Annotated in this window: 12 protein-coding genes; 3 read left to right on the top strand and 9 right to left on the bottom strand. The window is 65.9% G+C overall.

Features of this window, described 5'->3' with window-relative positions:
* Positions 1–145: 145 nt before the first annotated feature.
* The 3 genes from ACWMMN_RS24100 to ACWMMN_RS24090 all read right to left on the bottom strand — a co-directional run bounded on the left by ACWMMN_RS24100 (position 146) and on the right by ACWMMN_RS24090 (position 4,405).
* A complete protein-coding gene (locus tag ACWMMN_RS24100) occupies positions 146–547 on the bottom strand; it encodes a hypothetical protein (protein ID WP_059240535.1) in 402 nt (133 codons plus the stop codon).
* 13 nt (positions 548–560) lie between these two features.
* Complete coding sequence (locus tag ACWMMN_RS24095) at positions 561–2,297, bottom strand: S10 family serine carboxypeptidase-like protein (RefSeq protein WP_486424057.1); 1,737 nt, start codon at positions 2,295–2,297, stop codon at positions 561–563.
* A gap of 158 nt (positions 2,298–2,455) precedes the next feature.
* Complete coding sequence (locus ACWMMN_RS24090; protein WP_486424056.1) at positions 2,456–4,405, bottom strand: Xaa-Pro dipeptidyl-peptidase; 1,950 nt, start codon at positions 4,403–4,405, stop codon at positions 2,456–2,458.
* A 312-nt stretch (positions 4,406–4,717) separates the two neighbouring features.
* Here ACWMMN_RS24090 and ACWMMN_RS24085 point away from each other — a divergent pair, with 312 nt between their 5' ends.
* A complete protein-coding gene (locus tag ACWMMN_RS24085; RefSeq protein ID WP_486424055.1) occupies positions 4,718–4,981 on the top strand; it encodes a hypothetical protein in 264 nt (87 codons plus the stop codon).
* 186 nt (positions 4,982–5,167) lie between these two features.
* On the opposite strand, the gene ACWMMN_RS24080 is transcribed toward ACWMMN_RS24085, so the two are convergent.
* The 6 genes from ACWMMN_RS24080 to ACWMMN_RS24055 all read right to left on the bottom strand — a co-directional run bounded on the left by ACWMMN_RS24080 (position 5,168) and on the right by ACWMMN_RS24055 (position 12,384).
* Positions 5,168–5,965, bottom strand: a complete 798-nt coding sequence (locus ACWMMN_RS24080) for a hypothetical protein (RefSeq protein ID WP_233464162.1) — start codon at positions 5,963–5,965, stop codon at positions 5,168–5,170.
* 167 nt (positions 5,966–6,132) lie between these two features.
* The gene (locus tag ACWMMN_RS24075) at positions 6,133–6,813 is read right to left on the bottom strand and encodes a Fe2+-dependent dioxygenase (protein ID WP_486424054.1); all 681 of its coding nucleotides are present in this window, start codon (positions 6,811–6,813) and stop codon (positions 6,133–6,135) included.
* 41 nt (positions 6,814–6,854) lie between these two features.
* The gene (locus ACWMMN_RS24070; protein WP_486424053.1) at positions 6,855–9,227 is read right to left on the bottom strand and encodes a TonB-dependent receptor; all 2,373 of its coding nucleotides are present in this window, start codon (positions 9,225–9,227) and stop codon (positions 6,855–6,857) included.
* A gap of 36 nt (positions 9,228–9,263) precedes the next feature.
* The gene (locus ACWMMN_RS24065; protein WP_486424052.1) at positions 9,264–10,091 is read right to left on the bottom strand and encodes an ABC transporter ATP-binding protein; all 828 of its coding nucleotides are present in this window, start codon (positions 10,089–10,091) and stop codon (positions 9,264–9,266) included.
* Positions 10,088–11,182 (bottom strand): FecCD family ABC transporter permease, encoded by a 1,095-nt coding sequence (locus ACWMMN_RS24060; protein ID WP_174992151.1) that lies wholly within the window; start codon positions 11,180–11,182, stop codon positions 10,088–10,090. Before ACWMMN_RS24060 ends, ACWMMN_RS24065 begins: the two co-directional genes overlap by 4 nt.
* Positions 11,179–12,384 (bottom strand): ABC transporter substrate-binding protein, encoded by a 1,206-nt coding sequence (locus ACWMMN_RS24055; RefSeq protein ID WP_059240529.1) that lies wholly within the window; start codon positions 12,382–12,384, stop codon positions 11,179–11,181. Before ACWMMN_RS24055 ends, ACWMMN_RS24060 begins: the two co-directional genes overlap by 4 nt.
* Positions 12,385–12,541: 157 nt before the next feature.
* Between ACWMMN_RS24055 and ACWMMN_RS24050 the strand changes: the two genes are divergently transcribed.
* Both ACWMMN_RS24050 and ACWMMN_RS24045 read left to right on the top strand, forming a co-directional pair.
* The gene (locus tag ACWMMN_RS24050; RefSeq protein ID WP_059240528.1) at positions 12,542–13,255 is read left to right on the top strand and encodes a response regulator; all 714 of its coding nucleotides are present in this window, start codon (positions 12,542–12,544) and stop codon (positions 13,253–13,255) included.
* Positions 13,255–14,670 carry an ATP-binding protein gene (locus tag ACWMMN_RS24045; RefSeq protein ID WP_340624933.1) on the top strand — a complete coding sequence of 472 codons (1,416 nt, stop codon included), beginning with the start codon at positions 13,255–13,257 and terminating at the stop codon, positions 14,668–14,670. Before ACWMMN_RS24050 ends, ACWMMN_RS24045 begins: the two co-directional genes overlap by 1 nt.
* Positions 14,671–14,675: the final 5 nt, after the last annotated feature.

Below are 14,675 nucleotides of genomic sequence, written 5' to 3'. Positions count from 1 at the left end.
GCGCAAAAGCTCGACTGGCGCGTGTCATCCACTTTTCATCGGCACCGCCACCCGAAGGGGATGAAGAACGCAGCGCCGACCCAAGCGATTCCCACGTGGCCAAAACAAGACTCCCCGCCACCCGCAGCGGGGAATCCCCATCACGTCACAGCTGCTGATTCTGTTTCGTCGCATTTTTCATGCGCATGATGTGCTGCGGCGTTCGTTCAGACATGAACCGCAGCACGTCATCGAGCCGGACATAACCCGTCCCTGCACGGTCGATCTCCGAAAAATGGTCACTGACCAGCCCCCAGCCAGCCGCCTTGGCCTGCTGCTTCGACAAGAGTCCGTCGGGATTGCCGCCGGTGGCGGCGGTAAAACGCTGGGCGACCTGGTTATCGACGTCTCGCGTCACGGAGCCCTCCGATTGCTTGGGCGGTTGAACCCAGCCCTCGGGCGGCGGCGGCGGCTTCGGCAAATCGTCGTAGGCAAGCGCTGCGCCGATGCCCGACATCGAAATGACGGAGGCGGCTACGGTGAAACCAACATAAGTCACGATTTTCATAGCTGTCCTCGGCTTACAGTAAGGAACCGTCCGCGATACGCGCTGGCGACTTGTAATAGCTGTCGATCGCTTGTTTCAGCGGCGCGCGCGATGCCTCGGTGTTGTAGATCATGTGCCCGCCTTCGAACCATTTGACCGGGATGCGATCGCTCAGGTTCACCCCCTCGAGATCCAGCTCGGTCTGGAAACCTGGCGTCGCGATATCTTCATAACCGTGAAGAATTAGCAGTTTGGCATCGGGGTCCGCGGTGAGAACGGCTTGAATATCGGTAATGCTCTGCGGGTAATAGTATTTGCTCCCCGCCCGCTTCCATTTCCAGTTCGAGATCGTCGCACTATTGAGTGGTTCGTAGCTCGACTGGGTCTTGTAGTTGACGAAATCGGGGAAATACGTCTTGAGTTGATTGAGGAAGGCCACGTCGATGTAGCTGTCCGCCGTGAAGCTGTTGCCGTTCGGTACCTTCATGCGCGCATCGTAGCGCCCGAGGTTGTAACCGGGAACCAGCGCGCTTCGGAACGGCCCCGGCGTGTAGTTGAACGCGCTCTTCCAGGTCGACGCGGGAATCCCGGTATAGTCGGCCATCCGGTTCAGGAGCGCTTGTCCGGCCGTGCTTGCCGCGTACGCATTCCATTGGTTGTTCGGCCGGCCGTTGGTGAAATAGGCCCCGTAGGTCGTCTGGAATGTCGCCCTCGCCAGCGTGCGCAGCTCGCCAAGATACTGCTCCTGCGTTTGCGTACCGCGCTTGACGGATTTCTTGAAGTAGTCTGCCGTCATCGCGTAGGACGGGATGTAACCCTCGCAGGTCACCGTCCCGCGCATCATGTCGCAATTGGAGTTGTAATCGACGAGCGGCGAATTGAGGATGAACCCCGCCAGGACCTTGGCCGGCTTGCCCGACGGATCGGGGGCGTAGCCGCTGGTACCCGCCTGCTCCAGCAGATTGGCGACGATCGGTGTGCGGATGCCGCCGTAGGATTCGCCGTACAGGTACTTCGGCGAGCTCTGCCGGTTGTACTTGTTCGTATAGCTCGTGATGAAGTCGGCAACGACCTGGGCATCATCGTCGGTGCCCCATAGATCGCCGTTCTTGAGCGGCTCGATGGCCGTGGAGAGGCCGGTACCTGGCGGATCGACGAAAACGATATCCGACTGGTCGAGCAGCGAAATCGCATTGTCCTCGAACGGGAAGCTGTCGGGCTGTTTCGTCGGATCGGCCATGTTCGGTGCGTCGGATTTGAGCCGTTTCGGGCCCCACGATCCCATGTGCAGCCAGATCGACGCCGAACCGGGGCCGCCGTTCCACAAGAACGTGACCGGGCGATTCTCCTTGGGCAGCGCGTCACGCGTGTACGCCGTGTAGAAGATCGCCGCCTCGGCCTTCTTGCCCGACCCGTTCTGCCGGTAGGCAACGAGGTGCCCGGCGCGCGCAACATACGGCAACACCTTCCCGTTGATCGTGATCGTGTGACGCTTGACCGACGAATCCTCGTTGATCCTGGACAACGCGATCGATCCGTTGAGCGTCGTGTCGTAGGTGTTGCCGTCGTTCAGCACCTTGTCGGCCGGCGCGACTCTTGCAAACACATCCAGCTCGGACTCCTCTGACGCGGTGACCGGCGTTGACGGCGAGGTGACTGTCGTGTTCGCCGCGCTCACGGCAGTGGACGACGGGTCGTCACCACCGCATGCTGCCAGTACTGCCGTGGCGAGCGCAGTGGCCACGGCCCAGACTGGAATTCTTATCGTCATCGATCAATCTCCTGAACAGTTCAATTCATTAGATATGCTTAGAAACACACAACGACTTCGATCAACCCGAACAACCTTGCGTCGCATACCGCGTCATGCCCGATAGCGTCGGCGAGACGTCCCGCCGCCGGCTATCGATTCACAACGTGCCCCGCCTGCTACTTCGCCATCATGACTGCCGCGACGCGTGCCTTCGGAACAACCGGCATCGAGAGCACCGTGTGCGACAGGTCGAGCGTCACCAGTGACGTGCCCTGGTAGCCCTCCAGCTTCAACTTGACCTTGCTGCCCGGCAGTACCGTGAAATCGCGCGGCATCATCTCCAGCGAAAAATCGTAGTCCGTGTTCGGCGCGATCGGTTGTGCGACCTCCAGCCCCTTGTAGAAGCGCGGATTTGCCCAACCGTAGGTCACGTCGTGCCCGTCCACCGACAACGTGGCCTTGATGTTGGTGACGGCCGGCGCAAACCGGCCACGCATCGCGACCCGGATCGCGCCGGCGTAGCGGGTCGCGTTCGCGAGCGATTTCGTCTCGTAAGTCACGGCCGTGGCGTTGCTCAAATCGACCGACGCAGCCGGCGTGCCCTCCGCCGTATTCGGCGTCAGCAATCCTCCCGCCCGTCCGTCGCCGCGCAGGTAGTAGGACGTGTCGGCCGTCTTGGGCCATGCATCCTCCTTGATGAACAGCTCACCCGTCGGAATGCAGTCGCGCGGATTGTGGCCTGAATGGCAGTGGCCGATCAGCGTGTCGTCCGTGTTGTTCGGATCGGGAGGCAGCGTTGCGCCAACCGGGATGTCACCCGCCGGCGTCTCCCGAACGTACGTCGGCTGCGTCTCGACGCCATTGTTGACGCCGAACAGATAGCGTGAGTACCACATCGCGATCTGCTTCTGCCATTCCTTTTGCCACGCGGGATCGTCATGGTTTCGGCTGTGCAGCCAGAGCTGCACCGGCTTCTTCGCGCGATACAACGCGTCGTACAGTTGCGTCGCGTTCTTCGTCTTGACGTTGTTGTCGGCCTGCCCCTGTGCAATCAGCGTAGCGGCCTGAATCCGGTCGACGAGCGACACCGTGTTGCGCGCCTTCCAGAAATCGTTGTACGCATAGGTCGTGTTGTCGGAAGCCGTGACGGCTGCGACGCGCGCGGGTTCGCAGATTGGCGCACGAGCGGACGCCTGCTGGGATTTCATGTAGCTGCCGAGCGATACCGTGTTGTCGATATCCGCGATCACGCCGTTGTAACGGAAATAGTCGTACCCGCTACTGATGCCCTCCACCGGCACGATCGCCTCCAGCCCCGGCACCCCCGTCGCTGCGACCATCGTGGGCAACGTGCCGCCATAGGAAATCCCCTCCATCGCGACGTGCCCGGTCGACCAGGATGCCGCAACCTGTTTGCCCTGCAGGTCGAAACCCGGTGCGACCGGGTCGCCCGTCAACCAACGCACGACGCTCGCCATCGCGTCGCGTTCGGTACGGTCCATCACCGACCAGCAGCCGTCCGACTGGTTGGTGCCGATCGAATCCGCGTAGACGATCGTGTAACCCATCCGCAGATACTCCGCCTCGCCGAGAAACGGCGCGCGCGCCTGCGTCGCGTAAGTCGGATCCGCGTAGTACACCGACGGCCGCACGATGACCGGCGTCTTGAGCCCCTCCGCCACTTCGGCAGGCTGCACGATGCGCAGCGCGATCCGGTCGGGTTTGCCGTCCGCGTCCGTGTCGAACGGAGTCTGCACCATCACGTTCAGCTTCAGTGGCGGCCGCATCGACAGCCAGGGCAAGATCATGCCGTTCTCGACAGTCGGGCCATCGTGTCCCGGATACAGCGCAGCCAGCTTCGGATAGGACAACCCGGTCGGCGAGCGCTCGTACTGCGCGCCGACTTCGGGCACCGGCGTGGGCGGCGTAAAGGGTGCCGGCACGGGGGCCGTCGTCACGGTGCCGGGTTGAGTCGATTGGCCGCTCCCGTCGTTCGATGCGCGCGGCGAAGCCGAATCATCCCCGCCGCATCCGGCCAGCTGGATTGCAATCGGCACCAGCAGACTCAGCAGCCGGGCATTGCTCCCAAAAAAAGGACGATCCCCCGCCCATTGTGTTTTTTTCATGTTCTCCGACACCCTGTTTATTGAGGAAAACTAAACTAATGAGTCGAATTCTTTGTAACACTGTGAAATATTTCAGACCGTATGAAATGACATCCGTATTACGGATGTCAAGGAAATTCTTAAAAGAGTGACAACTTCCATGCCGGAATGCCGACGTGGGGATTACGTCGTTGGCACTCGCGGCACAGGTCGGACCGGCCAACGATGTCGGCGTGCCGTGTGTCCGCACGCGTGGACCATTCCGCTGTCGCGAGCCTTGTCGGACATGGAAAAGCACGGAGACGACCGGGTCGCCGAACGGGAGGGTGTTCGATGAGATCCGCCACCGTGGCGGGTTTCCGGAACCGGACGCAGTGGCCGTCGGCGCCTGTCGCGGCGTGCCGTCAAACCGGAACCGGCACGTTTTGGCGCGCGGTTACTTTCGGCCAGGCAGGCGATGCGGGAGCGGCAGTTTTGCCGCTCGGTGTGATTCCATGCTTTATTTCTCGAATCGATTTAATTGATCAATTCAAAGCCGAATCCGAAATATTTCGACCGGAATTCGAGAAAATTCCGCCTGCACTCGCAATGCATTGACGTTTGCATGTGGTATCCCTGCTATCGTCGCATCAGCCGCATCGTGGATGGCGGCTGATGTCCGCAGAGCCATTTTTCACGGTGAAAAGTCAATTCAGTTGAAGCGGAAAATCGGTGATTTTTCGTGTATCCGGATCATATTGTCGCCGACTCATCCCACCACCCTGCTGCGCCGATCTCCACGCGTCAACACGGAACCCGACCGCCGACGCCATTGCCCATCATCGTGCACCAGCGCTGCGTCTCCTGTGCCGGCGGCGGATACGGCAACCCGGTCCGCGGATTGATCGAGTCAAGCGGATCCGGCCCCGGCGGGCGGTTTGCCGCTCTGCGCGCGGCGGTCTCTGCCATCAGTTTCGCGTTCGCTGCATTCTGTCGAGCAAGGTCTGCCTTCTGCGCGTCGTCCACTTTCTTGGTCATGGTCACCAGCCGCGCGAACTGGGGATCGCGAACGTCCTGCAACGGTGGAAAAGGCGGCGCAACCGGCATGAACAGCAACGGTCCGTTGTATTTCGGAACCGCCAGTTTCGACGGCTTGCCGAAATCCGCCGCCATGCCGATCTCCCACATGCCGGCGTTCATCTCGAGCGCATGCTCGTAGTGCCGGTTCACGTCCGCGATACCGACCGGGCCGGACGGTGCAGGCAACGGCTGCAGGGACGGCGGCAGCGTTTGCCGGGCGGCCGGATAAACCGTGCGGATATAGCTGACCGCGGCGACCGAGTATTGATAAAGCATCGCGTCGTACTTCGCCAGCACTTGCGCGCGACTGAAACTGCCGGGATTCTCGAAAGCGGGCTTGTACGCGGCCAGGCTTTGGAGGTACAGCATGTTGGCGTTTCGCTGCTCCGTCACGAACTGCTGCTCGGGATCGGCCGGAACGGATGAAGTCATCGCGGCGCACCCCGTGAGCAGGCTGACGACGCAAGCGACGCCCGCCGTCGTTCGTGGTGCCGACCGGAATAGACGCAGGATAGTGGCCATCTGGAACGCCTGGAGACGAGTTGGATTGTCATGAATCGGCGATCGGCCGACAACGGCCGGCATTCGCCACGTTCGCCCTATTCTGCCCCGCCCCACGCCGTTCCAGGTGGATTTGCGTCTCGTCCTGGTGGATTTCGATCTCGGGATGTCATCCGGCCACGCGAGGCTCAGACATCCGCCCACATCCTCAACAGGTTGTGATACGCGCCGGTCAGTTGCAACAACGACTCCGCATCTGCGTCCTGCTGCGTCAACCGCTGGATCGCGACATCCATATCCAGTAGCAGGCTCCGCTGCGCATCCTCGCGCACGAGGCTCTCGACCCAGAAAAACGACGCCAGCCGCTCGCCGCGCGTCACCGCTTCGACCTTGTGCACGCTCGATCCCGGGTACAGGATCATGCTGCCAGCCGCGAGCTTGGCGCGATGCTCGCCATACGTGTCGCGCACGACGAGCTCACCGCCATCATAGCTCGCCGGGTCGTTCAGGAACAACGTGGCCGACAGGTCCGTGCGCACACGTTCGCGCGACGCGCGAACGCCGCGCACTGCATTGTCGACGTGATAGCCGAACGACTCGCCGCCGGCATATCGGTTGAACAGCGGCGGATAAATCCGCCTGGGCAACGCCGCCGACATGAACACCGCATTCTGTGCGAGACGGCGAATGATCTCGTCGCCGATCTCGCGCGCGAGCGGATCGTCGCCGTCGAGTTGCCGGTTCTCCTTCACGCGCCGCGATTGCGCACCGGCCGTCGCACGCCCGTCGACCCATTGCGCAGCGCGCAGCCGCTCGACGAGCCGGGCGGCCTCTGCCGGGCTGAACACACCCGGAATCTCGATCATCATCGTGTGGTTTCCTTCGAAATGAATGCGGACACGCGCAGGCGTCAGAACCGGATATCGGCGGTTGCCATCACGGTGCGCCCGGCTCCCGGCACGCCATACAGCTGGAAGCCGTCGAGCGAAGCGCCGATCGCCGAGTAGTAGAACGTGTCGAACAGGTTCTGCACGTTGAGCCCCACTGTCAGATGCTTGTCGACCTCGTAGCGTGCGGCGATCGAATGCAGCCAGAACGACGGTGCCTTTTCGCCGTCCGCGACGTAGACGGGATGCTTGCCGCTCGCGCCGTTCACGGTACTGCTGTTGTTGTTCTGACCGCCGACGTAGCCGTTGTCGGTATAGCGTCGCGTGCCGACGTACTGCGCGCCGTAGCTGACCGACAGCTTCGGCGTGACGGCATACGTCGTCCACAGGTTGAACGTCGCGTTGGGCACGTTGGCCGGCCGCAGCCCGGCATTCGCGCCCTTCGTGATGCGGCCGCGCATCGCGGCGAATCCCGCGAACGCGGACCATCGTTCGGTCAGGTTGCCCGACACGCCGAGCTCGAGGCCGTCCACCCGGCGCGGCGGCAGCGCACGAACGACCGTCGTCGTGCCGTCGCCGTAATCCCACGAATCGGACAGTTCCGTGCGAAACAGCGCCCCCGTCACCGACAGCCGGTGATCGAACAGATCCCATTTCGAGCCGACTTCCCACGTCTGCGCGACGGCCTCCTGCAGGTCCTGGCTCGACGTGTTGCCGTAGATCACGTTGTTGGTCGTCGCGCCCACCGCGGACGGCTGCGCGGCCCGGCTGTAGGTCGCGTAGAGGCTGCCGAACGGCACCGGCTTGTACGTGATGCCGATCCGGCCGCTCAACGCGCCGTCGTTGCTGCGCGCGACCGTGTGCGCGTTCGCCGCGCCGTTGACCTGCTTCAGCGAGAAACGGTCGTAGCGCACCGCGCCCTCGACGATCCACTTCGGCGTGACGGTCACGGTATCGCGCAGGTACACGCCCGCATCGGTCAGCGACGCATAGTCGCCCGCGCCGCCTTCCAGCGTCGGCACGCCGCCCATGCTCGTGCCGTATGCGTTCGTCAGGTTCATCACCGGGTTCACCGACGGCGCGAGAATCGTGCGCGCAAGATCGCCGTAGCGCTCGTGATAGACCTCGGCGCCCGCGACGACGTCGTGATGCAGGCCGCCCGTGTCGAACGAGAGATTCAGGTTGGTTTCGTTCGCCACGATGTCGTAGCGCTTCGACGTGCCGTAGTTGCTGCCGCGCAGCACCGCCAGCGGCGACGCGTTCGCGAGCGGCGCATAGCCGCTGTACGACGCGAGCCCTGCGCCGCTCGTGACGAGCGGCCCGGTGCCGCCATAGCCGTACGACGTGCCGCCGGTCGAATTGAAGCGCGCGGGCGACAGCACGGTGATGCGGTCGGTCTGCTCGAAGCGGCTGAGGTTGGAAATCCGCACGTTGTCGTTGAAGTCGTGCTCGACCTTGACCGTCGCGCGGTCCGTCACTTCGCGATCGGTGAACAGGTTCGGATCGCCGTACCAGCCGTTGCGCGGCACGCCCGGCATCCGCGCGCCGCCGGTGCCGCGCGCGATCGGCACGCCGGTGTCGGGCGTGTTCACGTCGTTCTGGTGCAGATAGTCGATCGTCACGCGCGTCGGCGTGCCGAGACCGAGCGCCAGCGAGCCGGCCACGCCCCAGCGGTCGTAGTCGGTCACCGCTCGGCCGTCGACCGCGTTGTAGTGGCGCATCAGGTTCAACCTGAACGCCGACGTCGGCGTCAACTGCTTGTTGAGGTCGGCCGTCACGCGGCGGTAGCTGGCGGTGCCGAGCGTCGTCGAAAAGTGGTACGCGTCGCCGGCATGCGCGTCCTTGCTGACGAGGTTCACGCTGCCTCCGGGCGCGGCGACGCCGGACTCGATCGTGCCGGTGCCCTTGAACACTTCGACGCGCTCGACGTTGAACGTATCCGTGCGTCCGGCGAGGCCCGCGTCGCGAATGCCGTCGACGGTGATGCTCTGCTCGCCCGAAAAACCGCGGATCGTGAACATGTCACCCCAGCCGAGGTTGCCCTCGCCCGACGTGAACGTGATGCCGGGCACGTTCTTCAGGATGTCCTGCAGGCTCTGTGCCTGCTGCTCGTCGAGCACCTTCTTCGGGATGACCGCGACGCTCTGTGCGATGTCCAGCAGCGGCGCAGTGAACTGGTCCGATTGCAGGAATTCGGTGCGGTACGGCGACGAATGCGCGTGGATGTCGATCGCGGGCAGCGTGGCGCCCGGCGACGACGACGCATCCGGCGCGGCGGCCGGCGTACCCGGCTGCGCATGCGCGGCCGACAGCATGGCCAGCCCGAGCGTGGCACCCAGCAGGTTCGACAGCAAGGCCGACGGCGATCGGCCGGCCCGTTGAAGAGACGACGACATGAATCCTTCCGGTGATGAGAGTAATGAAGAGGCGGGTTAGCGCGCGGCGGCGGCAACCGGATCGTTCGACGCGAGCCCGTCGATCAGCACCTGGAGCTGGCCGCGCGAGCAGCGTTCGATGCGCGCGGCGACGCCGAACACGTCGGCGAGGCTGACGGGCGTCACGACGTCTTCCGGCATCCCGAAGCGCACGATGCGGCTACGGTGCAGCAGCATCGCGCGGTCGCAACCGCGCAACGCGGCGCTGATGTCGTGCAGCACGACGACCGTCACGAGCTGCCGCTCGCGCGTGATGTCGCGCAGCGCGGCCATCACCTGGTGCTGGTGATTGAGGTCGAGCGCCGACAACGGCTCGTCGAGCAGCAGCACTTGCGGATCGCGGGCGAGCGCCTGGGCGAGGCCGACGAGCTGACGCTGGCCGCCGGACAGTTCGTCCAGCGTGCGCAGCGCGAGCGCTTCGATGCCGAGCCGTGCGAGCACCGCGAGGGCCGCGGTGCCGTCATCCTCCGCGCCCGCGTGGCGGCCGGCCGGCATGAACCCGTGCCGCGTCGCACGGCGCGCGACGACGACCGATTCGAGTACCTGCAGGCGCACGCCGGCCGGCAACGCCTGCGGCAGGTACACGACACCGTGCGCGCGCGCATCGCGCGGCCCCGGCACGAACGCCGCGCCGTCGAGCGCGAGCGAGCCCGATGCAGCACGCGTCAGCCCCGCCAGCGTGCGCAGCAGCGTCGACTTGCCGCTGCCGTTCGGGCCGAGCAGCGCGGTGATGCAACCGCGCGGCAGCGGTCCCGCGCCCAGGGACACAAGCACGTTGCGCCGCCCGTAATGCACGGTCAGTCCGTCGATCGTCAGCCCGCTCATGCGTGACCTCCCTGCGAACGCACGACGATGCCGAGGAACAGCGGAATGCCCACGAGCGCGGTGACGATCCCGACCGGGATCAGCACGCCCGGCACGATCAGCTTCGACGCGATCGACGCGAGCGACAGCATCAGCGCGCCGAGCAGCACGCTGCCGGGCAGATAGAACCGGTGGTCCTCGCCGAACAGCGTGCGGGCCAGATGCGGCGCGATCAGCCCGACGAAGCCGATCGTGCCGACGAACGACACCGCGAGCGCCGACAGCACCGACACGCGCAGCAGCGTTGCGAGCCTCACGCGCTTCACGTCGATGCCGAAGCTCGCCGCGCGATCCTCGCCGAGCCGCAGCGCGGTGAGCGTCCATGCGTTGCGCATCGACAGCGGCAACGCCAGCGCGAGCGCCGCGGCGAGCACCGCGAGCTTGGGCCAGTCGGCGCGCGCGAGCGAACCGAGCGTCCAGAACACGAGCCCCTGCAGCGCGTCGGCCGACGCGATGAACTGCATCAGCGAGACGAGCGCGTGGAACGCAAACACGAGCGCGATGCCCATCAACACGACGCCCGTGGTGTTCATCCCGCGCCAGCGCGCGACCGCGTCGAGCAGCAGCGCGGACAGGAACGCGAAAACGAACGCATTCGCCGATACGACCCAGGTTTGCGCAACACCGGGAATCGTCACGTCGAGGACGATCGCGAGCGACGCGCCGAATGCGGCAGCGGCCGACACGCCGAGCGTGTACGGGCTCGCGAGCGGATTGGCGAGGATCGTCTGCATCTCCGCGCCGGACAGGCCGAGCGCCGCGCCGACGAGCACGGCCATCGCCGCATACGGCAGGCGGATCTGCCAGACGATCACGCGCGCGGCCGGATCGGCGCCCGCGCGCTCGACGAGCGTGCGCAGCAGCGTCGCGACCGGCATGCCCGATGGCCCGGACGACAGGTCGAACAGCACCGACACGACGATCAGCAGCGCAACGGCGACCAGCGCGGCCGCGCGCCGCCGCACGAGCCGGCGGTAGTCGCGCAGGCTCGCCGCCTGCACACGGCCGGCTGCCTGGCCGGGCGCGGTGTCCCGAAGCACGGCGTCGCTCATCGTGCCGCCTGCGACGAAGCGGCCGGCAGCGGCGCGTCGACCCACTCGGCGCCCTGCGGCGCGATCGCGAGGAAGCGGCGATGCAGCTCGGCCTGCGTTGCCTTCACATCGAGATCCCTGAACTGCTGCGGATAGAACCACTTCGCGAACGCCTCGATCGCGAGGATGTTGTATGGCGAGTCGTAGTAGTTGTGCGAGATGCCGTGCACGCGGCCGTCGTGAATCGCCTTGATCGCATCGAATCCCGGCCGCGCGGCGAGCTGCGCGAGGCTGGCCGCGGCATCATGCGCGCTCGTCCGTGCGCCGACCCGCAGCGACGCGAGCCCCGGCTTCGTGCGGCTGCCGGTCGCGATATACACGTCGGGCCGCGCGGCGATCGCCTGCTCCATGCTGATGTCGCCGAGCACGCCGGGCAGCAGGCCCGCCGCGATGTTGCGGCCGCCCGCGGCCGTCACGAATTCGCCGAAATTGCCGTTGCCGGCGGTGTGGCAGCAGCCGGCGTCCCACACGCCCGCGAGCAGATCGACGAACACTTTGGGCCGCTGCGCGTCGGGAATCCGGTTCACGACCGCCTCGACATGCGCGAGATGTGCCCGGTAGAACGCCGCGTACGCATCCGCCTGCTCGGGTCGATGCATGACCGCGCCGAGCAGCGCGATGCTCGGCAGCGTGTTCTGCAGCGGATGCAGCCGGAAGTCGACAAACACGACCGTCGTCCCGGTCGCCTCCAGTTGCTTCACGAGCGCGTTGTAGCGGCTCGGCCCGTGCCCGCCGAGGCTGAAGATCGCAAGGTCCGGTTTCACGCTCAGCGCCTTCTCGGCACTGATGCTGTCCTCGGTCGCCTGGCCGATCAGCGGAATCCGGCGGATCTGCGGGAATGCCTGCGCGTATGCATCAAAGGTCTGCGGGTCCATCAGCGGCAGGTCGCCCTGCCAGCCGACGATACGCGCGAGCGGCTGCTTGCCGTCGAGCAGCGCGACGGCCGACAGCAGCCGGCTCTCGCCGAGCAGGATCCGGCGCGGCGCCTGAGCCGGCACGCGAACCGTGCGGCCCGCGAGGTCGGTCACGGTCGCCGGTGCGGGCGACATCGCGGCAACCGGCACACTCGTCGCCGTCACTGCGTGCGCAGCGGTCACGCCGATCACCCATGCGACGGCGCCGAAGCCCGCACGTCGCACCCACGAATGCCTGAAAATTGCCATAATGTCGCCTCTGAATGAGAATCATTGCCATTTGAAGGGCGACACTGTAATCACGGCGTGTAATGGCGATGTGTTGGAAGCACGGCCTTTTGTAATGGAATGTGTTGGCGCGACATTCCTTTCAGATTCATTTCGATTGATCCGGAAGCACCTCCCGATGGACCACATTCTTGTCGTCGACGACGATCCGAACCTCCGTACGCTGCTCGGCGACTACCTGCGCGCGATGAACTACCGCGTCACGCTGGCCGAGAACGGCTTGCAGCTCAGGCAGGCGCTCGGTACGGCGACCGTCGATCTCGTCGTGCTCGACCTGATGCTCGACGGCGAGGACGGCCTCGACCTCACGCGCGACCTGCGCCAGCGCCACGACGTGCCGATCGTGATCCTGAGCGCGCGCGGCGGCCTGCTCGACCGGATCCTCGGCCTCGAGATGGGCGCGGACGATTACCTGCCGAAACCGTTCGATCCGCGCGAGCTCGTCGCGAAGATCAAGGTGGTGCTGCGCCGTACGCGCGCGGTTCCGGGCGCGCGGCGCACCGAGGCATCGTCCCGCGTCAGCTTCGCCGGCTGGCATCTCGATACGCGGATGAAGCAGATGATGTCGCCGGACGGCGTCGTCGTATCGCTCGGCGGTTCCGACTACCGCACGCTGCGCGCGCTCCTCGATCACCCGAACCGCCCGCTGTCGCGCGAGTTCCTGCTCGACCGCGTGTTCGGCAAGGAGCTGGCGCCGCTCGATCGCTCGATCGACGTGTGCGTGAGCCGGCTGCGCCACCACCTGAAGGACGCCGCGCGCAACGCGGCACTGATCCGCACGGTTCGCAACGAGGGCTACATGCTCGTCGCGGACGTCGTGCACGAAGCGTGATGGGCACGCGGCGCCCGGCGCTGCGCATCTGGCCCGACTCGCTGTTCGGGCGGCTCGTCGCGATCCTTGCGGCCGGGATGTTCGCCGGCCAGATGCTGACCGGCACGATCTGGTTCGACACGCACGACAACCGCATGCTGGAAATTCCGGCGCGGCTGTTCGCGAGCCGGCTCGCCGATACGCTGCGGCTCGTCGACGCCGCGCCGGATGCTCAAGCGCGCGACGCGATCATCGCCGCGCTCGGCGACGCACGCTACCGGCTGCGCCATGTCGATGCGCCCTCGCCCGCCGGCACGCTGACGTTCGCGCAGCATGCGACGGCCGGGCTGATCGCCGGGGTCCTGTCGACCCGGCTCGGTGCCGATCCGCCGTTTCGCCTCGTCGATGCCGAACTGCACGACGACACGGGCCGCCATGCGGGCCCGCTGAGCCTGTTCGATTCACGGATGCCGACCGGCGAATTCCACGTTCAGGTCGGCCTGCCGTCCGGCGGCTGGCTTGACGTGCAGGCCGACGAAGGCCAGGCGGGCATGCATGCGATGCCCGCGTCGCTCGTGGCCGACTACCTGCTGCGGCTCTACCTGATCCGCTTTGTCGCCGTCTGCGCGGTTGCGTTCGTTGCCGTGCGCTTCGCGCTGAAACCGCTCACGCAGCTCGCGCGCGCGGCCGAAGCGCTCGGTCGCGACATCCACCGGCCGCCGCTGGCGGTCGACGGACCGTCGGAAGTGCGCAGCGCCGCGGAGTCGTTCAACGCGATGCAGCGGCAGTTGATCGACAGCTTCGCCGGACGCGCACGCTTGCTCGGCGCGGTGTCGCACGACCTGCGCACACCGCTCACGCGCCTGCGGCTGCGCACCGAGATGCTTCCGGATCCCGAATGGCGCGACCGCCTGCGCGGCGATCTCGACGAGATGGAATCGATGGTCCGCGGCGCGCTCGACGCCGTGCGCGGCGTGGAAGTGACGGAGCCGCGCTGCGGGATCGACCTCGACTCGATGCTCGAAGGGCTGGCCGAGGATGCGCGCGACACGGGCCAGGCGGTCGCGGTCCGCGGGCACGCGACGGCGCCGGTCTCGGGCTTCGCGCGCAACCTGAAGCGTTGCCTGCAGAACCTCGTCGACAACGCCGCGCACTACGGCGGCGGCGCACCGGTGACGATCGACGTGCGCGACGGCAAGGACGCCGTGCGCATCGTCGTCGGCGACAGCGGCCCCGGCCTGCCGGACGACTGGCTCGAACGCGTGTTCGAACCGTACCGGCGCGGCGAGCACGCGGACCGCGACGACGGCGGCACCGGGCTCGGGCTCACGATCGCACGCAGCATCGCGACGCTGCACGGCGGCACGCTGATCCTGCGCAATCGCGACGGCGGCGGGCTCGATGCGATTCTCACGCTGCCGCGCGACGCCGCGTAACCGTC

This window comes from Burkholderia cepacia complex sp. TUM26381, from assembly GCF_057439935.1.
Note: the sequence above shows the minus strand (reverse complement) of the source record. Positions and strands in the feature narration are given on the sequence as shown.